The following is a 23,103-nucleotide window of genomic DNA, read 5'->3' as shown; positions in this document are numbered from 1 at the left end:
GCTCGCCGCGTTGCCGATGCTGAGGTAGCCGTCGACGGCCTCCGGCACCTCGGGAAGCCGGGCCGCGTAGTCCTGGCCGTTCATACCGGCGAAGACCCCGGTCCTGCTGCCCCTCAGGGTGGACACGTCGATCCCGGCCCGCTCGAAAGCCTCCCAGGCACTTTCCAGGAGCAGCCGCTGCTGCGGGTCGGTCGCCAGCGCCTCACGCGGCGAGATACCGAAGAACTCCGCGTCGAAGTCGGCGATGCCGTCCAGGAACCCGCCGTGCCGGGTGTAGGTCTTGCCGGGCCGGTCGGGGTCGGGGTCGAACAGGCCCTCCAGGTCCCAGCCCCGGTCGGACGGGAACTCCGACACCGCGTCCCGGCCCTCGGCGACCAGGCGCCACAGGTCCTCCGGCGAGCTCACCCCGCCGGGGAAGCGGCACGCCATCCCGACGATCGCGATCGGTTCGGTCTGATCGTCCTGTACCCGCTGGAGGCGCTGCCGCGTCTCGTGCAACTCGGCGGTGACCCGCTTGAGGAGATGCCTGATCTGGTCCTCGCTCATCGTCTTTCTCTGTCCCTCTCAAGCCCGCGGTTCAGGAGATTCCAAGCGTTCTGCTGATGAACTCGACGAGTTCGTCGTCACTCGCCGACGACAGCTCGTCCGTGACGGCGTTCGCCGGTGTCGCGTCACCCCATGTGGCGGCGAGTCTCCGCAGCCGGGCGGCGGCGGCCTCCCGTTCGGCGTCGCTCACCGAGGCCTCCGAGAGGGTCGCCTCCAGCGCCTCGATCCCCGCCAGGACCGAGGTGATCGTCGTGGTCGCCGCCTCGGCGCGCGGCACGAGTTCCGCGTGCAGGTGACCGGCGAGAGCCGCCGGGGTGGGATGGTCGAACACGATCGAGGGAGGCAGCCGCAGTCCGGTCGCGGCGCCGAGCCGGTTGCGCAGCTCGACGGCGGCCAGCGAGTCGAACCCCTGGTCCCGGAACCTCCTGTCGGCCTCGACGGCGTCGGGTGACGGACGGTTCTGCACCACCGCGACCTGGGCCCGGACCAGTCGCAGCAGGGTCCGGTGCTGTTCCGCCTCCGCCAGGCCCGCGAGCCGCCGTACCAGGTCGGAGGTGTCCACACCGGCCGGCGCCGTGTCGGTGCCGGACGTCTGAGGACCGGCCTGGACGATCTCCGGCAGCTCGCTCACCAGGGAGTGGGACCGGCCCTCGAACATGACCTTCCAGTCGATGTCGGCGATGACGGCGTGGGACTCGTCGCGATCGAGTACCCGGCCCAGTGCGGTGACGGCGAGTTCGGGCGGGAGCCCGCGCAGGCCGTGCCTGGCCAGGTTGCGGCCCGCTTCGGAGGTGACGATGCCGCCGCCCGCCCACTGTCCCCAGGCGATCGAGGTGGCAGGCAGGCCGGTGGCCCGGCGGTGCGCGGCGAGCGCGTCGAGGTAGGCGTTGCCCGGCGCGTAGTTGCCCTGACCCGCGACGCCGCAGATACCGGCGACCGAGGAGAACAGCACGAAGGCGGACAGGTCGAGCTCGCGGGTCAGCTCGTGCAGGTGCCGGGCCCCACCGGCCTTGACCCGCAGGGCGTGGTCGAGCCGCTCGGGGGTGAGCGTGGAGATCAGGCCGTCGTCCAGCGTGGCGGCCGTGTGCACCACGGCGGTCAGTGGGTGCTCCGGTGGCACCGAGGCGATCACGTGGGCGAGGGCGTCCCGATCTCCGACGTCCACGGCGGCGAAGGTGACCCGGGCGCCCGCGTCGGCGAGCCGTGCCCCGAGCTCGGCGGCGCCGGGCGCCTCCTCACCCCGCCTGCTGACCAGGAGCAGGTTCCTGACCCCTCTCCCGGCGAGCCAGGTCGCCACGTGCCCGCCGAGCGCACCCGTCCCACCGGTGACGAGAACGGTGCCCTCGGCGTTCCACGGCTGTGGTTCCGACGGTTCCGACAGTTCTGGCTGCTCTCGCACCGGCGCGCGGACCAGGCGTCTCGCGTACAGGCCGGAGTCTCGTACGGCCACCTCGACCTCGCGGTCGTCTCCGGTGATCAGGCCGGTGAGGCGTTCCCAGTGGGGCTCTCCGGCCGAGACGGGAAGGTCGGCCAGACCGCCCCACTGCGCGGGACTCTCGACCGCCGCGATCGCGCCCAGGCCCCAGGTCAGCGCCTGGGCGGGATCCGGTGCCTCGTCGTCGGGGCCGGTCGAGATCGCGTTCCTGGTCACGCACCAGAGAGGGGCGGTGAGGCCCATGTCGTCCATCGCCTGGAGCAGCGCCACGTTGGCCGCGTACGACCAGGGCACGACGGCCTGTGTCTCCTCCGCCGTCGACAGGAGGGACAGCAGACCCGCGAGCCTCTCCACCGACTCCAGGTGTACTGCCAGTTTCGCCCGGTCCGCGTCGGTCACGACGATCCGGACGACCTCCGCTCCCCGGGCGGTCAGGGCGCGCTCCGCGGGGTCCGCCCATGCCGTCTCACCGGCCGGGACGAGAAGGAGCCAGGTTCCCTGCGGGCGGCTTTCCGGCCTGTCCCGGATCCGCCGCCAGACAACCTGGTAGCGCCAGGAGTCGACCGAGGAGCGGAGGCGTTTCGCGTTCCACCACGACGTGATCGCGGGCAGCACGGTGGTGAGGGAGCCGCGCGTGCCCTCGTCGTCGAGGCCGAGGGTGTCGGCGAGCCGCTCGGGGTCCGCGCTCTCCACCAGCTCCCAGAAGCGGGCATCTGTCGCCCGCGCTTCGCCGCCGTCGGACCGGGTGGCGTCGAGCCAGTAGCGCTGCCGCTGGAAGGCGTAGGTGGGCAGGTCGACCCTGTTCGCGCCGGGGAAGACCGTCTCCCAGTCGATCGGGCTGCCGTGGATGTGGGCCTGCCCGAGCGCCAGGAACGCGGCCACCTCCTCGGGCCGGTCCTTGCGCAGCAGAGGGACCAGCACGTGCGGTTCGGCGTCGTCGCGCTCCGGAAGTGACTGCCGGGCCATCGCCGACAACACCCCATCAGGCCCCAGCTCCAGGAACGTCGTCACCCCGGCTTCGTCCAAAGTGGTCACCGCGTCGGCGAACCGGACCGGCTCCCGCACCTGCCGCACCCAATACCCCGGATCTCGTCCAGCCGTGAGCTGCCCGGTCAACGTCGACACCAACGGAATCCGCGGCTCGTTGAACGTCACCTCCTCCAGAACCCGCCGGAAGTCGGCCAGCATCGGCTCCATCCGCGCCGAATGAAACGCATGACTCACCGTCAACCGCCGAACCCGCCGCCCCCGCCGAGTGAAGTCAGCCGCCACGACCTCGACGAGATCCTCATCCCCGGAGACCACCACCGCCGACGGACCGTTCACCGCCGCGATCCCCACCCGATCCGTGTCGGGCAACGCCTCGAGAATCTCCCGCTCGCCCGCCTCGATCGCGGCCATCGCCCCACCCACCGGCAACGCCTGCATCAACCGGCCACGAGCCGCCACCACCCTCGCCGCATCACCCAACGACCACACCCCCGCCACATACGCCCCCGACACCTCCCCAACCGAATGACCCACCAGATAATCCGGCCGGACCCCCCACGACTCCAACAACCGAAACAACCCCACCTGTAACGCGAACAACCCCGACTGGGTGAACACCGTCCGATCCAGCAACCCCGCCTCCCCGAACACCACCTCCCGAACCGACACCCCACCCAGATGACGATCCAGCTCGGCAACCACCTCATCAAAAGCAGCCGCGAACACCGGGAACCGCCCATACAACTCCCGACCCATCCCCTCCCGCTGACTCCCCTGACCAGTGAACAGATACGCCAACCCCCCACCAGCCCGCCCCTGAACCACCTGCGCTGACGACTCACCCGCCGCCAACGCCCCCAACCCGGCGACCAGCTCCGCGACATCAGCGGCCACGACCACCGCCCGCTCCTCCAACACCCCCCGGCCTCGCGCCAGCGAATACCCCACATCCCGCGCGTCAAGATCAGCTCCCACGAACCCGGCCAACCGCTCCGCCTGACCCCGCAACCCCGCCACCGACCGACCCGACACCACCCACGGCACCACCCCACCAGCCGGAACAGCCGGAACAGCCGGAACGGAAACGACCGGAGCCGCCTCAACCTCACCCGGAACAGGCCCCTCCGGGGCCTGCTCAACGATCACGTGAGCGTTCGTGCCACTCACCCCGAACGCCGACACCCCCGCCCGACGCGGCACCCCCACCCCCGGCCACTGCCGCGCCTCGGTCAGCAACCGCACCGAACCCGCAGACCAATCCACATACGCCGACGGCTCATCCACATGCAACGTCCTCGGCAACACCCCATGCCGAATCGCCTGAACAAGCTTGATCACACCCCCCACCCCCGCCGCCGCCTGCGCATGACCGATGTTCGACTTCAACGACCCCAGCCACAACGGCCGATCGACCACCCGCCCCTGCCCATACGTCGCGATGATCGCCTGCGCCTCGATCGGATCACCCAACGTCGTACCGGTGCCATGCGCCTCCACCAGATCAACATCAGACGCCGACAACCCCGCACCCGCCAACGCCTGCCGGATCACCCGCTGCTGCGACGGACCGTTCGGAGCGGTGAGCTGGCTGCTGCGGCCGTCCTGGTTGACCGCGCTGCCGCGCAGTACGGCCAGGACCTTATGACCGTTGCGGCGGGCGTCCGAGAGTCGTTCGAGTGCCAGCAGCCCGACACCTTCGGCCCACGCGGTACCGTCCGCGGCCTGGGCGAACGCCTTGATCCGTCCGTCCGGGGCCAGCCCGCGCTGGCGGGAGAACTCGATGAACATTCCCGGGGCGGCGAGGACCGTGGCGCCTCCGGCGAGCGCGAAGGAGCACTCGCCCAGCCGGAGCGCCTGGGCGGCGAGGTGCAGTGCCACGAGTGAGGACGAGCAGGCCGTGTCGACCGTGACCGCGGGTCCCTCGAACCCGAACGAGTACGCGATCCGCCCCGACGCCACACTGGTGGTGTTGCCGGTGAGCACGTAGCCGTCGGTGTTGCGCGCCGGACGGTGATGGAGGCTGGGCCCGTACTCCTGGGCGATGGCGCCGACGAACACGCCCGTGTCGCTGCCGCGCAGGGTGAGCGGGTCGACGGCGGCGTCCTCCAGCGTCTCCCAGGCGGTCTCCAGGAGCAGCCGCTGCTGCGGGTCGGTCGCCAGCGCCTCACGCGGCGAGATCCCGAAGAACTCCGCGTCGAAGTCGGCGGCGTCGTACAGGAACCCGCCCTCGCGCACGTAGGAGGTGCCGCTGCGGGCCGGGTCGGGGTGGTAGAGACCGTCGAGATCCCAGCCGCGGTCGGCGGGGAAGGGGCCGATCACGTCCCGTTCCTCGGTCACCAGCCGCCACAGGTCCTCCGGCGAGGTGACCCCGCCGGGGAACCGGCAGGCCATCCCCACGATCGCGATCGGTTCCCTGCCCGCGGACTCGACCTCGTGGAGACGCCGCCGGGTCTGCTGGAGCTGCAGGGTCACCCGGTTGAGGTAAGTACGGAGCTTCTCTTCGTCAGCCATGGGAGAGGTGCCCTTCACGAGAGGCGCAGTTCGTTGTCGATCAGCTCGAAGATCTCGTCGTTGGTGGCCGCGCCGATGCGTCCGAGATCGTCCTGCGGTGCGAGCCTCGGGCCGCCCCACCTGGTGAGGAGGTCGTTCAGCCGGACCAGGACGCGTTCGCGCGTACCGGGGTCGAGGTCCTCGCCGGTGAGGGCCGCCTCGACGCGGTCCAGTTCGGCCTCCGGCTCGGGTGTCCTGGCCGGGACGAGCCGAGTCCGCAGGTACGCGGCGAGCGCGAGCGGGGTGGGATGGTCGAAGACGAGGGTGGTGGGCAGCCGCAGCCCGGTGACCCTGTCGAGCCGGTTGCGGAGCTCGATGCTGCTGAGCGAGTCGAACTCGCCGTCGAGGAACCCCCGGTCGGGGTCGATGGCGTCGGGGGACGGGTGGCCGAGCACGGTGGCCGCGGTGGACCGGACGAGTGTCAGGAGCCTGCGCAGCTGGTCGGCCTCCGGCCGGTCGGTGAGCTCCTCGGCGATGGAGGTCACGAGGGAGGTCCCGGGCGAGGCCGCGAGGGAGACCGCGAGAGAGGCCGTTCCCGTCGCCGGTGCGGCGGTCCGGCGGGGCCGTCCGTGCGCCGTCAGCCCTCGCAGCAGCGGGGAAGCGCCCTCCGAGTCGGGCCGGTCGAGCCTGGCCGTCACCGCGACCGGGTCCGGCGCGGCCAGCGCGGCGTCGAGCAGGGCGAGCGCGTACCCGGTCGGCATGGCGGGCAGGCCCGAGCGGGCCAGCCGGGCCACGTCCGTCCGGGTGAGGTCGCGGGTCATGCCGCTGGCCTGCGCCCAGTGTCCCCAGGCGAGCGACGTGGCGGGCAGGCCGTGCGCGCGGCGGTGGTGGGCGAGGGCGTCGAGGAAGGCGTTCGCGGCGGCGTAGCCCGCCTGGCCCGCGTTGCCCAGGATGCCCGCCGCGGAGGAGAACAGCACGAACGCCGACAGGTCGAGGTCGCGGGTCAGCTCGTGCAGGTGCCAGGCGGCGTCGGCCTTGGGACGGAACACGCCACGCACCTGGTCGGCGGTGAGCGAGCCGAGCACCCCGTCGTCGAGCGTCCCGGCGGCGTGGACGACGGCCGTCAGCGGGTGCCCGGCCGGTACGGAGGCGATCAGCGCGGACAGCGCGGCGCGGTCGGCGACGTCGGCCGCGGCGATCCGCACCTCGGCGCCCAGCGCGGTGAGTTCAGCGCGCAGTTCGGCGGCGCCCGGCGCGTCCGGGCCGCTCCGTCCGGCGAGCAGCAGGTGGCGGACCCCGTGCCGGGTGACCAGGTGGCGCGCGGTGAGAGCGCCCAGCGTGCCGGTGCCGCCGGTGACGAGGACGGTTCCCGCCGGGTCGAGGCGGGCGGGCAGGGTGACGGCCAGCTTGCCGGTGTGCCGCGCCTGGCCGAGATGGCGCAGGGCGTGGTGGGCGTGCCGGGCGTCCCGTACGGTGACCGGCAGCGGCAGGATCGCGCCCTCGTCGAACAGCGCGGCGAGCACGTCGAGGATCTCGGCGATCCGGTCGGGGTCCACCTCGAACAGGTCGAACGCCTCGTACGTGACACCCGGGTGGGCCGCCGCCACGTCGGCGGGGTCGCGTTTGTCGGTCTTGCCCAGCTCGATGAACCTGCCGCCGTCCGCGAGCGACCTCAGGGACGCGTCGGTGAACTCGTGGGCGAGGGAGTTGAGGACGACGTCGACGGCGGGGAACTCCGCTTCGAAGTCGAGGGTGCGGGTGGAGGCGATGTGGTCGTCGTCGAGCCCCTGCCCGCGCAGGGTGCCCCACTTCCCGGGCGAGGCGGTGCCGTACACCTCGACCTCCCAGTGCCGGGCGAGCTGGACAGCCGCCATGCCGACGCCGCCGGTGGCGGCGTGGACCAGCAGCCGCTCGCCGGGACGGACGCCCGCCAGGTCGGCGAGGCCGTGGTAGGCGGTGAGGAAGGCCACCGGCACGGTGGCGGCCTGCGCGAACGACCACCCGGCCGGGACGCGCGTCAGGTAGCGCCGGTCGGTGACCGCGAGCGGGCCGACGGTCCCGTGGATCAGGCCCATGACGCGGTCGCCGGGTGCCAGGCCGGTCACGCCGGGCCCGGTCTCCACGACGACGCCCGCGCCCTCGGCGCCGATCCTGGCTCCGCCGGGGTACACGCCGAGGGCGATGAGCACGTCACGGAAGTTCAGCCCGGCCGCCCTGAGCGCGACCCGGACCTCCCCCTCGGCCAGCGGGCGCTCCGCCTCGGGAGCGGGCAGCGGCGCGAGATTCTCCAGTGTGCCGGGGACGGTGACGTCCAGCCGCCAGGCCTCGCCGGGAAGGTCCAGGGCGTCTCCCGCCGCCGGGCGGGCGAGCCGGGGGACGAGGATCTCGCCACGGCGTATCGCGAGCTGGCCCTCGCCGGTGGCCAGCGCCGCCGCGACGGCCGCCCTCGATCCCGGGTCCGAGTCGAAATCGATGTCGAGGTCGAGCAGGACGACACGGCCGGGGAACTCGGTCTGTGCCGTACGGCCCAGGCCCCAGATCCCGGCTCGCGCGAGGTCCTCGACGTCCTCCCCGGGGTGGGTGGCGACGGCTCGCCGGGTGACGACGGCGATCCGGGTCGTCGCGAACCGCTCGTCCAGCAGCGCGTCGCGCAGCAGCTCCAGTGCCGCGACCGTCCCGGCGTGCAGCATCTCCGGCAGCGCCGTGTCCCGCCCCGCGTCCTGTCCCCCGCCCGGTACGGTGTCCGGTCGCGTGTCCTGTCGTGTGTCCCCGGTGGTCGCCGGGATGAGCAGGAGGTCCGGAGCGGCCGCCCCCGCTGCTTCCAAGTCATCAAATATCGGTACATCGGGTAGGTCGAGACCGGCTCCGACCACCGCCCAGCGAACCGGCACCGGGCCGACGGGTGCGGATGCGGATACGGGCGTCCAGTCCAGCCGGTACGGTACCGCGCGGTCCCGCGTACGGGAGGCGCCGAGCCGTTCGGGCGCGACGGGCCGGAAGGTGAGGGACTCGACGGAGACGACGGGCGCGCCCGTGGCGTCGGCGGCGGTGATGCCGACCGTGCCGGGGCCGGTCGGCGTGATCCGCACGCGCAACGCGGTCGCGCCCGACGCCTGCAACGACACCCCGTTCCACGAGAACGGCAGGTGGACGGCCTGCGCGTGGTCGCCGGAGAAGGTGATCCCGACGACCGCGTGCAGGGCGGCGTCGAGGAGGGCCGGGTGCACGCCGTACCCGGCGGCCTCGGCGAGCCGCTCGTCCGGCAGCCGCACCTCGGCCAGGGTGTCGTCACCCAGCCGCCACGCCGCCACCAGCCCCTGGAAGGCGGGCCCGTACTCGTAGCCCTGGTCGGCGAGCCGCTCGTACAGGCCGGTCAGGTCGACGGGGATCGCTCCCGGCGGCGGCCAGGCCTCGGCCGTCTCCCCGGGTGACGGAAGGGCGTTGACCAGCTGGCCGGTGGCGTGACGGGTCCAGCCGTCCGACGGGGCGGTCCGGGAGTGGACGGCGATCGGGCGGCGGCCGGAGCCGTCGTCGGCGCCGGTGAACAGCTGGACCTGTACCTCGCCGCGCTCCGGGATGACCAGGGGCGCCTCCAGCGCCAGCTCGTCGAGGCGCAGCCCGCCGTGCCGGTCGGCGGCGTGCAGGGCGAGCTCGACGAACGCCGTACCGGGAAGCAGCGCGCTGCCGGAGACCACGTGGTCGGCGAGCCAGGGCCGGGTGCGGGACGAGAGGCGGCCGGTCAGGAGCGAACCCTCGCCGCCCGCCAGGTCCGCCGCCGCGCCGAGCAGCGGGTGGTCCGCCGTCTCCAGCCCCGCGGCGGCGGGGCCGGAGACGGCGGAGGAGGTGTCCAGCCAGAACCGGCGTCGCTGGAAGGCGTAGGTGGGCAGGTCGACAAGCCTCGCGTCACGGCCCTCCAGGGCCGCCCGCCAGTCGACACCCACGCCGTGGACGTGCAGGTGGGCGAGAGCCGAGGTGAACGCCCGGACCTCCGTACGGCCGGAGTGATCGGAACGGCCAGGGACATCGGAGCGGACGGGACGGCCAGAAGCGTCAGAACGGTCGGAACGGTCGGAACGGTCAGTACGGTCAGCGCGGGACGCGGCGGTGAGGGTGCGCGGCGGGGAGTCCGCGAGGCAGTCGTGGGCGAGGGCGGTCAGGACCGCGTCGGGACCGAGTTCGAGGTAGTCGGTCACGCCGAGCTCGCGCAGGGCCGCGATCCCGTCGCGGAACCGGACGGCCCGCCGGATGTGTCCGGCCCAGTAGCCGGGGTCGCGCAGCTCGTCCGCGCCCGCCGGGCGGCCGGTGACGTTGGAGATCACCGGGATGCGCGGCGCGGAGAAGTCGAGCCCCGCCGCGACGCGCCGGAAGTCGTCGAGCACCGCGTCCATGTGCGGCGAGTGGAAGGCGTGGCTGACGCGCAGCCGTTTGGCCGTGCGGCCCTCCCCGCGCCAGCGTGCCACGATCTCCGCCACCACGGTCTCGGTCCCGGAGACGACCACGGAGTCGGGGCCGTTCACGGCCGCGATGTCGGCCTCGCCGCGGTGACCGGCCAGGAGCGCCTGGGCCTCCCGCTCCGTCCCCCGCAGGGCGGCCATCGCGCCGGTGGCCGGAACCGCCTGCATGAGCCTGCCGCGGGCGGTGACGAGGGTGGCGGCGTCGGGCAGCGACAGGACGCCCGCGACGTGTGCGGCGACGAGCTCGCCGACGGAGTGGCCGATGAGGTGGTCGGGGCGCAGGCCGAAGGACTCGGCCAGCCGGTGGAGGGCGACCTCGAAGGCGAAGAGCGCGGGCTGGGTGTACGCGGTCGTGTCGAGCAGCGCGGCGTCGGCGGTGTCCGGCCCGGCGAACATCACGTCGAGGATCGGGCGGCCGAGGTGGCCGTCCAGGTGCCCGGCGGCCTCGGCGAGGGCGTCGGCGAACACCGGGAAGGCCGCGGCGAGATCCCGTCCCATTCCGGGACGCTGGCTGCCCTGGCCGGTGAACATGAACGCGAGCCCGCCCGACTTGCCCGCGGTGCCGCGTACGACGTCCGGGGCGGATCTCCCCTCGGCGAGGGAGTCCAGCCCGTCCAGGAACCCCGCACGGCCTTCGGCGAGCACGACGGCGCGGTGGTCCAGCGCGGCGCGGGCCGTGGACAGGGTGAACCCGACGTCGGCCACGTCGAGCGCGGGGTCGGCGGCCACCCGCGCCCGCAGCCGCGCGGCCTGCTCGCGGAGCGCGTCCCCGGTCCTCGCCGAGAGAAGCCACGGGACGACTCCGAGGTCGCTGGCCTCGCTCGGTTCACCTGGATCGGCCGAACCGCCGAGGTCGCCCGGCCGTTCGCGCGGACCGGTCTCCTCAGGCGCCTGCTCCAGGATGAGGTGGGCGTTGGTGCCGCTGATGCCGAAGGAGGAGACGGCGGCCCGGCGGGGGCGGCCGGTCTCCGGCCACGGGGTGGCCTCGGTCAGCAGCGAGACGGCGCCCGCCGTCCAGTCGACGTGCGGCGACGGCCGGTCGATGTGCAGGGTCGGCGGCAGGGTCGCGTACCGCAGCGCCTGGACCATCGCGATGACGCCGGTGACGCCCGCGGCGGCCTGGGTGTGGCCGAGGTGCGACTTCGACGAGCCGAGCAGCAGCGGGTTCCCCTCGCGGCGGTCGCGGCCGTAGGTCGCCAGCAGCGCCTGCGCCTCGATCGGGTCGCCCAGCGCGGTCCCCGTCCCGTGCGCCTCGACGGCGTCGACGTCGGCGGGCGACAGCCCCGCGCCGGCGAGGGCCTCCCGGATGACCCGCTCCTGCGAGGGGCCGTTGGGGGCGATGAGCCCGTTGCTGGCGCCGTCCTGGTTGACGGCGCTGCCCCGGACGACGGCGAGTACGGGGTGGCCGTGGCGCCGGGCGGCCGACAGCGGCTCCAGCAGGACCAGGCCGGCCGCCTCCGACCACGCGGTACCGTCGGCGGCGGCCGCGAACGGCTTGCACCTGCCGTCGGGCGCGAGCCCGCCCTGGCGGCTGAACTCGGTGAACATGCCCGGCGCGGACATCACCGTGACACCGCCCGCGACGGCCATCTCGCACTCGCCCGCGCGGAGCGCCTGGATCGCCAGGTGCATCGCCACCAGGGAGGACGAGCAGGCGGTGTCGACGGTGATCGCGGGTCCCTCCAGCCCCAGCGTGTAGGCGAGCCTGCCGGAGGCGACACTGGTCAGGGTGCCGGTGAGGGCGTGGCCCTCGTAGCCTTCCGACGTCTCGTGCAGGCGGGGGCCGTACTCCTGGGGGATCACGCCGACGAACACGCCCGTACGGCTGCCGCGCCGGCCCGAGGGGTCGATCCCGGCCCGCTCGTGGAGCTCCCACGACGCTTCGAGCAGCAGCCGCTGCTGCGGGTCCATCGCCGCGGCCTCGCGCGGGCTCAGCCCGAAGAAGGCGGCGTCGAACCGGTCGGCGTCGTGGAGGAAGCCGCCCTCCCCGGTGGCGGAGGTGCCGGGCCCGTCCGGGGCGAGGAGCCGGTCCACGTCCCAGCCCCGGTTGCCGGGGAAGCCGCCGATCACGTCCTCGCCGGACAGCAGCAGCCGCCACAGGTCCTCGGGCGATCCGGCGCCGCCCGGCCAGCGGCCGCTCATCGCGACGATCGCGATCGGCTCCCCGGCCGCGGGTGCCGTCCGCGCGGGCCCCTCCGGTCCCGTCACGGCTCCGTTGACCTCGGCGTCCAGGTAGGCGGCGACGGCCTGCGGCGTCGGGCGGTCGTAGACGAGCGAGGCGGGCAGCCGCAGCCCGGTCGCCTCGGCGAGCCGGTCGCGGAACTCGACCGCCGCCGCCGAGTCGAAGCCGAGGTCCTTGAACGTGAGATCCTCGTCGACCGCGTCCCCCGCCGCGTGACCGAGCACGATCGCCGCGCTCGCCCGGACCAGGTCCAGGGCCGTGCGCCTTCCCTCCTCACCCCGTACGGCGGGCACGACCCCTTGGTCACCCGCCCGCGGGACGAGCGCGTCCCGGCGGGCCTCCGCCGGTGAGGCCACCTGAACGGAGGCGGGGTCCGGGTCGAGCCACAGGCGCCGGCGCTGGAAGGCGTACGTGGGCAGGTCGACGAGACCGGCCCCGGCGCCGATGACGTCCGGCCAGCGCACGGCTCCGCCGTGGGTGTGGACCCTGGCGAGCGAGGCGAGGAACTGGCGCGGGCCGCCCTGGCCGCGCCGGAGCGTACCGACCGCGAGCACGTCACCCGCGCTCTCCCCTATCCCCTCGGTGAGGATCGGGTGCGGGCTGCTCTCGACGAACGCGCGGTGCCCGTCGGCGACGGCGGCCAGGACCGCCCGTTCGAGCTCCACGGTCCGGCGCAGGTTTCGGTACCAGTAGCCGGCGGTGAGCTCGGCCGTGTCGAGCCTGGCACCGGTGACGGTGGAGTAGAAGGCGACGTCCGACGCCTCCGGCCGGATCCCGGCCAGCCCGTCGAGGAGCCGCTGCCGCACCGGCTCCACCTGGGGCGAGTGGGACGCGTAGTCGACGGCGACCTCCCGCACCCGGACGCCCTCCCGCCGGTATCCGTCGAGGAGTTCGGTGAGCGCCTCGGCGTCGCCGGAGACCACGGTGGACGCGGGACCGTTGACGGCCGCGACGCCGAGCCGCCCTTCCCAGCGGGCCAGCCGGTCGCGCACCCTTTCCGCGGGAAGCAGGACGGAGGCCATCCCCCCGGTGCCCGCGATGGCGGCGATGGCCCGGCTGCGCAGGGCGACGATCGCGGCGGCGTCGTCGAGTGACAGGGCACCGGCGACGTGCGCGGCGGCGATCTCCCCCTGCGAGTGGCCGATGACCGCGCCGGGCCGGACGCCCGCCGACTCCCACAGCCGCGCGAGCGAGACCATGACCGCGAAGAGCGCGGGCTGCACGACGTCCACGCGGTCCAGCGGGGGCGCGCCGGGACGGCCGGTGAGCAGGTCGGCCGGCGACCAGTCCACGTGCGGCGCGAGGGCGTCCGCGCACGCCCGGATGTGCCTGGCGAACACCGGTGAGGTACGCAGCAGGCCCTCGGCCATGCCCTCCCACTGGGACCCCTGGCCGGGGAAGACGAACACGGTACCGCCGCCGTCGAGCCTGGCCGTGCCCCGTACGAGGGAGGCCGCCTGGTCTCCCCCGGCCAGTGCCCGCAGGCCGTCGACAAGTTCGGCGCGGTCGCCGACGAGCACCGCCCGGTGCCTGAACGCCGTACGGGTCACGGCGAGCGACAGCGCCACGTCCACGGGGTCGAAGGAGCCACCCTCGCTGAGAGAGCCCGTAGCGAGAGAGCCCGCAATGAGGGAACCCGTGGGCAGAGGGCCCGTGGCCGGAGAGTCCGTGGTCGGAGAGTCCGTGGTCGGAGAGGTTTTGGTCAGAGAGGCGTGCAGCCGGGCGGCCTGGTCACGCAGCGCGGCCTCGCTCGCGCCCGAGAGCACCCACGGGACCACCCTGGCCGCGCCCGTCTCCGGCGTCGCCCTCGGGAGAACCCCGCCCACCGGGCCGACACCGGCCTCGGCCGCCGGACCCGCACCGGTCCCGGCGAGCGGCGATTCGACGAACAGCGGCTCGGCGGGAAGCGGTTCGGTCAGTGCGGGCGCGACGGGCGGTGATTCGGCGAGAAGCGGTTCGGTGAGCGGCGATTCGACGAGCAGTGAATCGGCGGGAAGCGACCCGGCGGGCGACGGCTCGGTGGAAAGCGGTTCGGTGAGCGGTGGCTCGGCGAGTACGACGTGGCAGTTGGTGCCGCCCATGCCGAAGGAGCTGACCCCCGCGACGAGCGGCCGGTCCGACCTCGGCCAGGGACCGGTACCCGACTGCACGCGCAGGTTGAGCCGGTCGAACGGGATCTCCGGGTTCGGCGTCTCGAAGTTGAGGCTGGCCGGGATCCGCCGGTGCGCGATGCTCAGCGCCACCTTGAGCAGGCCGACGATTCCCGAGGCGCCCTCCAGGTGCCCGACGTTCGTCTTGGCCGATCCGACCGCGAGCGGGTCGGCGGAGGTCCGGCCCGCGCCCAGGGCGGCGCCGAGCGCCGCGGCCTCGATCGGGTCCCCGACCCTCGTCCCCGTGCCGTGGAGTTCGACGTACTGGACGGCGCCGGGTGCCACGCCCGCGCGTTCGACGGCGAGGCGGATCACCTCGGCCTGCGCGTCCGGGTTCGGCACGGTGAGACCACCGGTGTTACCTCCGTTGCCTCCGTTGCCTCCGTTGCCGCGCCCGTTGTCGCCTCCGCCGGGGTCGCCGTCGTTGTTGACGGCGCTGCCGCGGATGACGCAGTGGATCCGGTCGCCGTCGGCGACGGCCCTGGCGAGCGGCTTGAGGACGACGACGCCTCCTCCCTCCCCGCGCACGTAGCCGTTCGCGCGGGCGTCGAAGGTGAAGCAGCGCCCGTCCGGCGAGAGCCCGCCGAACCTCTCGGCGGCGATGGTGGCGTCGACGACGAGGTTCAGGTTCACGCCCGCCGCGATCGCGAGGGTGGACTCGCCCCCGCGCAGGCTCTCGGCGGCGAGGTGGACGGCCACCAGGGACGACGACTGGGCGGAGTCGACCGTCAGGCTCGGGCCGCGAAGCCCCAGCGCGTAGGAGACGCGGTTGGCGATGAGGCCGCGGTTGAGGCCGGTCATCGTGTGGCGGGTGATGGCCTCCGGCCCCCGCCGGTGCAGGAGGGCGGCGTAGTCGGCGGCGATCGCGCCGACGAAGACGCCGGTGGAGGTGGCCGCCAGGCCGGCGGGCAGGATCCTGGCGTCCTCCAGTGCCTCCCAGGCCAGTTCCAGGACGAGGCGCTGCTGCGGGTCCATCGCCGCCGCCTCGCGCGGGGAGATCGCGAAGAACTCGGGGTCGAACCGGTCGACGTCGTCGAGGAACCCCCCGAAGCGGGGGGCCGGCGCCCCTTCGCCCCAGCGGTCGGCGGGCGCCTCCGTGATCGCGGAGCGTCCCTCGCGCAGCAGGTTCCAGAACGCGCCGGGGTCGGGGGCGTGCGGCAGCCGGCATGCCATTCCGACGACGGCGATCGCGTCGGCCGGCCCGCTTCCCCATTCGTTCGACGTCGAATGGCCGAGACTCATCTTTGCTCCATATCGTGAACCGGCGAGAAATGCTGACATGATTCTCGCCATTCACACCCGTATGGAGCACCCCTAGCAACCCCTAGGGGTGATTAACCTCCGGGTCAATCAAGGAAAGTCGGGAGATCGCCCCGGCGGGAAACGCCGAGCTTCCGGTAAATATGGGTCAGGTGCTGCTCGACCGTGCTCACCGTGACATAGAGCTTTCCGGAGATCTGCCGGTTCGTATATCCCTGGGACGCCAGGGTGGCGACCCTGCGTTCGGCGTCGCTGAGGTCCGCGTCCCCGGCGCCCGGGAGGCCGGGCGCCGCGGGGACGGCGCCTTCCGGGAGGCCCGGCGGGTTCCCGGAAGGCGAGACCGCGTCGGTCAACGGCCCGGCGCCGCAGGTGCTCGCGATGTGGCGGGCCCTGCGCTGGACGGCCCTGGCCCGGTGGGACTCACCGAGACGGGAGTGGGCGCGGCCGAGCTCCGCGAGCACGAGGGCCAGCTCGAACCGGTCCTGGGAGGCCTGCAGGATCTCGACCGCCTCCTCCAGGACGGCCGGGCGCGCCTCGACGGCGAGCGTCGCCGCCCGCAGGCGTGTCGCGATTCCCCTGGTACGGGTCACGGCCGGGTCCAGGGCGGCCAGCTGGTCGTCGACGAGCATCCTGGCCTCCCTGATACGGCCCAGGTCCAGGCACGCCTGGGCGGCGCCGAGACGCCAGGCGACGATCCCCGGCAGGTCGACGTCCCAGCCCCTCATGAGATCACCGCAGGTCCGGAAGTCCGCGAGGGCGGCCTCGGGGGCACCGGTCGCCAGCCGGTAGCCGCCGCGCGCGAACAGGTAGTGCAGCCCGACCGGCGTCTCGAACATGGCCTCGGGAACCGGTACGGCCAGGTAGCGGGCGGCGTCCTCGTACTTGCCCATGCCGACCTTCGCGGCCACCATGGCGGCGAGGGGGAAGCCGAGGGCCACTCCCCACGCGGCCATCGGCAGGTGGGTGAGCGCCGCGTGGGCGCACCGCTCCGCCTCCTGGAGGCGGCCCTGGCGAACAGCGGTCTCGGCCCGTATCGCCGCGAACATCCCCTGCCAGTTCGGGGCGCAGTGGGTCGTGGTCTGTTCGAGCAGCGGCTCGCACCACCGCCGGGCGAGGTCCGCCCGGTCCGCGTAGATCAGGGTGACGAGCGCGGCGGTGAGCGAGTCCAGTGCCGTCCTGCCCATGGGGCACAGCCTCAGGACCTGCTCGGCGCGGGCGACGGCCTTCCGTCCCTCGTGCCCGGTCAGGAGTGCGGACAGCACCCGCATCCCCTCCAGGCCGGTGGTCACCTCGATCTCACCGGCCGGGTCGACGTCGCGCCCTCTCACGGCCGGGCGGACCCGCAGGCCCGGGTACCAGCAGGAGACCCAGTCGATCACGTCGCGGAACGGTCCAGCGGCCCGTGCGCCGGGAGCCGCGGAGTCGCCGAGCTCCCGCAGCGCCCGTACGGCCTGGTCCACGCGTCCCCGCCAGAGCAGCCGTCGCACCGACCGCGGTGTTCCGGCCTCCTCGGTAGAGGACCTTTCCCGAAGCCACTGGCCGAACAGGTCCGCGACCCGTGCCGATGTTTTCTCGTCGATGCCCGCGTCGCCGAAAACCTCCCTGAGGAAGTCCAGGGAGGAGGCGAGCGGCACGGCGGAGAATCGCGACAATTCATGAATCGTCGCCCTCCCCGTACCGCCGCCTTTCCAGTGCGGCACGTCCAGCGGCCGCTCGATTTCAGCCTGAGAACCCATTAATTCCATACGACTCTCCGCCGAGAAAAGAAGCAGCGGTCATCGATGCGATTTTCGCATCCCCCACCGGCCGCAAAGAATCAACGCCTTCTGTTCGGCTCAGCCGTCGCCGTCGTCCGCGAGCCGGGCCCGTGACCGCGCCCCGGACCCTCGTCATCTATTGTCTACATTTCCTACTAAGTAACCATAAAATACCGTGAGTCGTCAAGCGGCCAGGGTACGCGGGCACGGAACGGCTTCCGCCGGAAAGCGGCGCCGTCAGCCGGAGACCTGGTGGCGCCGGTCGAGCTCGGCGTGTTCGTCCAGGCCGATCAGCCTGTTGAACTCCCCGAACAGGATCATGTCCTTGAGCACCCCGCTCGTGTCGCCCGTGGCCGCGAGTACTTCAAGATAGTCCTTCATCCCCTTGGCCGCGGCGAACCCCGTCCCGAGCGAGAAGATCGCGAGCGCGTAGCCCATCTCCTGGAGTGCGCGAACGCCCGGCGTCGGCGTACGGCCGCCCTCGATCTGGTTGCCGAGCACCGGGACGACACCCCGGAACGTCGCGCACACACGCCGCATCTCGTCCTCGTTCTCGGGTGATTCGACGAAGAGCACGTCGGCGCCCGCCGCGTGGTAGGCGGCTCCCCGGTCGAGCGCCTCGTCGAGTCCCATGGTCGCGCGGGCGTCGGTGCGGGCGATGATCACGAAGTCGGGATCCCGCCGGGCGTCGACGGCCGCCCTGACCTTCTCGACCATCTCCTCCTTCGGGATGACGTGGCGTCCGAGCATGTGCCCGCAGCGTTTGGGGAAGGTCTGGTCCTCGATGTGGATCGCCGCCGCGCCGGCCTTCTCGTACCGACGGACCGCACGGTAGACGTTGAGCGGGTTTCCGTAGCCGGTGTCGCCGTCGGCGATCAGCGGGAGATCGATGGCGTCGGAGAGGGCCCCGACCCGGGCCACCATCTCCGTCATCGTCAGATAGCCGACGTCGGGCCGGCCCAGGACACCGGCCGAGGTCTCGAAACCGCTGAGATACAACGCCTGGAAGCCGAGCTCCTTGATTACTCTGGCGCACGTCCCGTCATGGGCGCCCGGCGCCACGAGGATCTCGGGGGCGGCCAGCAACCGCCTCAAACGCGTCGTCCGTCCGGTCGTCGATCGCCCCCCTGCCGTGCCGGTCACCGCACACGTCTCGCGCGTCACACCCGTCGAGACGACCGCCACTCGATCATGACCTGGTCCGCGCCCGTGGCGTCGAGGGTGATGAACCGCTCCCGTTTTCGACGCTACCAACACGTGTGGCGGCGGGCCTGTCCCGGGTGGGCTCACGGATAGGCGCCCGGGCGGGCGATCATCAGGACGACGACGGCCGCCCACAGCAGGTTGTAGATCCCGGAGGTCATGGACAGCGCGCGCAGGCGCCCGCCGTCGTCGGGTTCGGCGAGCGCGTCGCGTTGTCCCGGATGGATCCGCAGAGCCAGCAGGCCGCCCGCGGCCCCGGTGAGGACGATGGAGACGAAGATCCACCCCTCGCCCATCCGGCCCTGGACGAGGGCCAGGACGATCCCGACGACGGGCACGACGACCCCGAAGACGCCGTAGACCCGGGTGATGCGGTGCAGCGCGACGGCCACGGCCCGGTTCCGCTCCCCGGAGTCCCGCGGGACCTCCGGAGCTCGCGACGGAGAGCCGGCCGGATCGGCCCCGGCGTCCGGACCCACGGGAACACCCGCGGCGACCGGCGCGTAGCGGGGGAACAGGCTCGTCGCGACGGCCGAGCCCCCGACGAACACGATGCCGGCGAGCACATGGATCGACAGCAACACGGCTTCCACGGATTCTCCCTCCCTCGCAACCTTCAGGCAGGCTGAAGCCTAACACGGAAGCTTCAGGAAGCCTGAAGGTGAGGGAAGAGGCGTGGCACCCGACCGGCCGGGCGAACGGATCAGGGCGTGCCGGGACCTCCGAACGCGGCGCGTACGGCACCGGCGACCTGTCGCTGGATCGGGTCAGCGGCGGGGCCGAACAGCAGGTCGTCGACCTCGGCTATCGCGCCCGCCGCCGCGTCGAGGAGGCGGGCCCCGTCGGGCGTGACCTCGATGGCCGACGCGGAACCGGCACGCGCGGTGTTGTCGCGCACCAGCCCGGCCCCGGCGAGCACCTTCACCGCGGCGTGGACGCTCTGCACCGTCGTGCCGGACATCCGGGCCAGATCGCTGAACGACACCCCGGGCACGCCGGCGATGTGACCGAGCAGGCCGAGCCGGCTGACCGTGAGATCGAGCGGCGCGAGGGCGGTGCCGAGTTCGGTCTCGATCCGGCGCGCCAGCGTAAGCAACACGATGGAGACGCTGGTCACGGGCGGACCGGGGCGGCTGTTCTCGATGGTCACCTCCCCAGTCTCCCGCACCACGGGAACGCCGGATCGCCACCGGCGGCGCGCGGCGCGCATGACGAGCGGACGCCGCGCACGACGGACGGATCGCACCACCGCGCCCCGGGGCCCGTCCTCCGCGAGGTCCGTCACGGCCGTCCAGCGGGCCGTCCTCGCACAGGACCGCCCACCCGGAGCGTGAAATCACACCCCGGAGTCGAGTGAACACACACGGTGATGTACGTTTGTGGTCATGATCGTGTCGATACGGCGGGTCGCCCGGCGCGGAGGCATCGCCTTCACGCTGTGCCTGACCGTGCTCGGCATCGTCGTGCTGATCCATCTGGCGCTGTACGCCGCCGCTCACGCCCACGCGGCGCACCACCACGCGTCCGGCGCGCGGACGGCGATCTCCTCGGGCGGCCCGAACACCGAACCCCCCGCCGCGCTGCCGAGCGAGCACGCGCCGTGCCCCAGCCTTCCCGTCGATCACGATCATCGCCTGTGCGGCGCGGCCGCCGGGGCGCAGATCACCGATATGCGCCCTCTGCTGCAGACCGGTCCCGCCGTCGCCGACCCGATGAGCACCGAGGTGCCCGCGACCCCCTCGCCACCACCCGCCCAGCGATCTTCGCGACCGGCGTGCCCGCCGCCGGGGGCCGCGCTCCTCGTTCTCAAATCCGTTTCCCGCGTGTAGACCGGCCCACCGGGCCACTCGGCAACGACTCAAGTTCGACACGATCGGCGTGAGCCGTCGCTTCCGCGTGCCCAAAAGCGAGTCGACCACATCGCAACCATGGGAAACGGATCATGACATACACCCTTAGTTCATCGCAGATCGACACAGCCTCGCTCAGCCGGCTGATCACCGGGGCCACCTGCCACACTCCCGGCCACGTGGTCGGCAACACGCCGGTGCTCTGGGTTCCCGAGCTCGCCTCGGGGCGGGGACGCGGATTCTGGGCGAAGCTGGAGGGCGGGAACCCCGGCGGGATCAAGGACCGCTCCGCGCTCTACATCGTCGAGCGGGCGCGCGAGCGCGGCCTGCTGCGACCGGGGGCGCCCATCGTGGAATCCACCAGCGGAACCTTCGGGCTGGGCCTGGCGCTGGCCGGCATCGTCCACGGCCACCCGGTGACGCTGGTGACCGACCTGGGCATGGAACCGCTGATGCGCCGGCTGCTGTCGGCCTACGGGGCCCGCGTCGTCATCGTCACCGAACCGCACCCGGTGGGCGGCTGGCAGCAGGCCCGCCGTCAGCGCGTACGGGAACTGCTCGGCGAGCACCCGGACGCCTACTGCCCCGACCAGTACGGCAATCCCGACAACGTCGCCGCCTACGCGGGACTGGCCGTGGAGCTGGCCGGCCAGCTCGGACGGATCGACGTCCTGGTGTGCAGCGTGGGCACCGGCGGCCACAGCGCCGGCGTCTACCGCGAACTCCGGCGTTTCTACCCCGACCTGCGGCTCGCCGGCGTCGACACGGTCGGCTCGACCATCTTCGGCCAGCCCGCGCGCCCGCGGCTCATGCGCGGCCTGGGCAGCAGCATCCACCCGCGCAACGTGGCGTACGAGGCCTTCGGGGAGGTCCACTGGGTCGCGCCCGCGGAGGCGGTCTGGGCCTGCCGCCGGCTGGCCGCGCTGCGCTACGCCACCGGCGGCTGGAGCGTCGGCGCGGTGGCCCTGGTGGCGTCCTGGCTGGCTCGCACGCTACCCGGCCACACCCGGATAGCCGCGATCTTCCCCGACGGCCCGCACCGCTACTTCGACACCGTCTTCAACGACGACTACTGCGCCGAACACGGCCTGCTCGGCGCGCCCCCGGCGACGGACCCCGACGAGATCGCCCATCCGGCCGAGCGCGAGCTGACGCGCTGGACCCGATGCGCGACCGTGCTCGACCCGGCCGCGTTCCCAATGGACGGCGTCGCGGAGACACCTCGCGGCCGAGGTCGCGCCGAGGTGCGGGAGACGGCCCCGGCCGCTTTCCCGGGAGACGGCGTCGCGGAGACACCCCGGGCCACCTCGGGAGACGGCGCGCGTACCAAGGACACCGCCGCCGTCGCCGCCGAGGGGACGGCGCCCACCGGTGGCGAGGGGGCCCGGCGGTGAGAAGCACCCTGGCCCTGGCCCGCTCCTTCGACCGGCCGGTGAGACTGCTGCTGGTCAACCAGCTCACCATCAACACCGGCTTCTACATGCTGATGCCCTATCTGGCCGGTCACCTCTCGGGAACGCTGGCGCTGCCGGCCGCGCTGGTCGGCCTGGTCCTGGGCATCCGCAACCTCAGCCAGCAGGGCATGTTCCTGGTCGGCGGCACCCTCGCCGACAGGCTCGGCCACAAGCCCATGATCGTCGCGGGGTGCGGGCTGCGCACGGTCGCGTTCCTGCTGCTGGCCGTGGCCGGCTCCCTGCCCGCGCTGGTGATCGCCTCGGCGCTGACGGGGTTCGCCGGCGCGCTGTTCAACCCGGCCGTGCGGGCCTACCTCGCCCGCGAGGCCGGAGCGCGCAAGGTCGAGGCGTTCGCCGTGTTCAACGCCTTCTCCCAGGTCGGCATCCTGATCGGGCCGCTCGTCGGCCTGCTGCTCAACGCGGTGGCCTTCAGGCTCGTCTGCCTGGTCGCGGGGGTGATGTTCGCGGCCCTGACGGTCGCCCAGATGCGAGCCCTGCCCGGGGAGTCCCCTCCGGAAGCCGGAGGGGCCGGAGGGGCCGGGGAGGACGGCGAGAACGGCGAGGGCGGCGAGGGCGGGGCCGGGCGGGGCGTGCCGCCCGCCTGGCGCGGGGTGGCCGGCGACCGGCCGTTCCTGCTGTTCTCGCTGGCCATGGCCGGTTCCTACGTGCTGAACTTCCAGGTCTACCTGGGGCTGCCGCTGGAGGTCCGCCGGGTGACGGGCGGCGAGCTGGGGATCACCCTCGTGTTCGCCGTCTCCGCGGTGATGACCATCGCCGGTCAGGCCCGGCTGACGGCGTGGGCGACCCGGCGGTGGCGACCGCCGCAGGCCATCGCCCGGGGCCTGGTCGTGATGGGGCTCGCCTTCGTCCCCCTGGCCCTGGCCGCCCCCTGGGCGGGGACCGCCGTCGTGCCGTCCGGGGGTGTCACCCCGGTGCTCGCGCTGGTTCCCTTCCTGGGGGCGGCGGTGCTGCTCAGCGTGGCCACCATGATCATCTATCCGTTCGAGATGGCGACCATCGCCACCTTCGGCGGCCGGCGCATGGTGGGCACGTACTACGGGTTCTACAGCACCCTGGCCGGAGTCGGCGTCGCCGGGGGCAACCTGCTCACCGGGTGGGCCCTGGATCTGGGCGCGCGGGCCGGACTGCCGGCCCTGCCGTGGCTGGCCCTGACGCTGATCGGCCTCGGCTGTGCCGTCGCCGTCGCCGTCCTGGACCGGTCGGGACGCCTGGCGCCCTCGCCGGAGGCCACCCGGGCGACGGCGTAGTACCGCGCGGGGGTTTCCGGCCGGCGGCCCGGCCGGAACCTCCGGTGAGATCCCGAGCGTGAGG

General features: G+C 73.2%; 10 protein-coding genes. 3 read left to right on the top strand and 7 right to left on the bottom strand.

The window, feature by feature from the left end:
- The 7 genes from ACSC1Q_RS40905 to ACSC1Q_RS40875 all read right to left on the bottom strand — a co-directional run.
- On the bottom strand, positions 1-546 hold a 546-nt coding region (locus tag ACSC1Q_RS40905), incomplete at its 3' end, for a beta-ketoacyl synthase N-terminal-like domain-containing protein (RefSeq protein ID WP_436764125.1).
- 31 nt (positions 547-577) lie between these two features.
- Positions 578-5,482, bottom strand: a complete 4,905-nt coding sequence (locus tag ACSC1Q_RS40900) for a type I polyketide synthase (RefSeq protein ID WP_436764124.1) — start codon at positions 5,480-5,482, stop codon at positions 578-580.
- Between the two features lie 14 nt (positions 5,483-5,496).
- Positions 5,497-15,489, bottom strand: coding sequence for a type I polyketide synthase (locus tag ACSC1Q_RS40895; protein WP_436764123.1), 9,993 nt, complete (start codon positions 15,487-15,489; stop codon positions 5,497-5,499).
- A gap of 104 nt (positions 15,490-15,593) precedes the next feature.
- Positions 15,594-17,159 (bottom strand): LuxR C-terminal-related transcriptional regulator, encoded by a 1,566-nt coding sequence (locus ACSC1Q_RS40890; RefSeq protein ID WP_436764122.1) that lies wholly within the window; start codon positions 17,157-17,159, stop codon positions 15,594-15,596.
- A gap of 342 nt (positions 17,160-17,501) precedes the next feature.
- Positions 17,502-18,359, bottom strand: coding sequence for an isocitrate lyase/PEP mutase family protein (locus tag ACSC1Q_RS40885; RefSeq protein ID WP_436764121.1), 858 nt, complete (start codon positions 18,357-18,359; stop codon positions 17,502-17,504).
- A gap of 191 nt (positions 18,360-18,550) precedes the next feature.
- Complete coding sequence (locus ACSC1Q_RS40880; protein WP_436764120.1) at positions 18,551-19,060, bottom strand: hypothetical protein; 510 nt, start codon at positions 19,058-19,060, stop codon at positions 18,551-18,553.
- Positions 19,061-19,170: 110 nt separating this feature from the next.
- Positions 19,171-19,617 carry a MarR family winged helix-turn-helix transcriptional regulator gene (locus tag ACSC1Q_RS40875; RefSeq protein WP_436764119.1) on the bottom strand — a complete coding sequence of 149 codons (447 nt, stop codon included), beginning with the start codon at positions 19,615-19,617 and terminating at the stop codon, positions 19,171-19,173.
- Between the two features lie 235 nt (positions 19,618-19,852).
- Here ACSC1Q_RS40875 and ACSC1Q_RS40870 point away from each other — a divergent pair, with 235 nt between their 5' ends.
- The 3 genes from ACSC1Q_RS40870 to ACSC1Q_RS40860 all read left to right on the top strand — a co-directional run bounded on the left by ACSC1Q_RS40870 (position 19,853) and on the right by ACSC1Q_RS40860 (position 23,039).
- On the top strand, positions 19,853-20,296 hold the full coding sequence (locus ACSC1Q_RS40870; RefSeq protein ID WP_436764118.1) for a hypothetical protein: 444 nt from the start codon (positions 19,853-19,855) through the stop codon (positions 20,294-20,296).
- A 113-nt stretch (positions 20,297-20,409) separates the two neighbouring features.
- Positions 20,410-21,711, top strand: coding sequence for a PLP-dependent cysteine synthase family protein (locus ACSC1Q_RS40865; RefSeq protein WP_436764117.1), 1,302 nt, complete (start codon positions 20,410-20,412; stop codon positions 21,709-21,711).
- Entirely contained in the window at positions 21,708-23,039 is a 1,332-nt protein-coding gene (locus ACSC1Q_RS40860) for an MFS transporter (protein WP_436764116.1), read from the top strand. Before ACSC1Q_RS40865 ends, ACSC1Q_RS40860 begins: the two co-directional genes overlap by 4 nt.
- Positions 23,040-23,103 lie beyond the last annotated feature (64 nt).

The sequence above is a fragment of the Streptosporangium heterodermiicola genome, assembly GCF_051390675.1.
In the GTDB taxonomy this organism is placed as follows: domain Bacteria; phylum Actinomycetota; class Actinomycetes; order Streptosporangiales; family Streptosporangiaceae; genus Streptosporangium.
Note: the sequence above shows the minus strand (reverse complement) of the source record. Positions and strands in the feature narration are given on the sequence as shown.

Excerpts from the sequence above, each read along its gene's own strand:
- ACSC1Q_RS40895 (WP_436764123.1), bottom strand. The coding sequence starts at position 15,489 with ATGAGTCTCGGCCATTCGACGTCGAACGAATGGGGAAGCGGGCCGGCC.
- ACSC1Q_RS40870 (WP_436764118.1), top strand. The coding sequence starts at position 19,853 with ATGATCGTGTCGATACGGCGGGTCGCCCGGCGCGGAGGCATCGCCTTC.
- ACSC1Q_RS40900 (WP_436764124.1), bottom strand. The coding sequence starts at position 5,482 with ATGGCTGACGAAGAGAAGCTCCGTACTTACCTCAACCGGGTGACCCTG.
- ACSC1Q_RS40865 (WP_436764117.1), top strand. The coding sequence starts at position 20,410 with ATGACATACACCCTTAGTTCATCGCAGATCGACACAGCCTCGCTCAGC.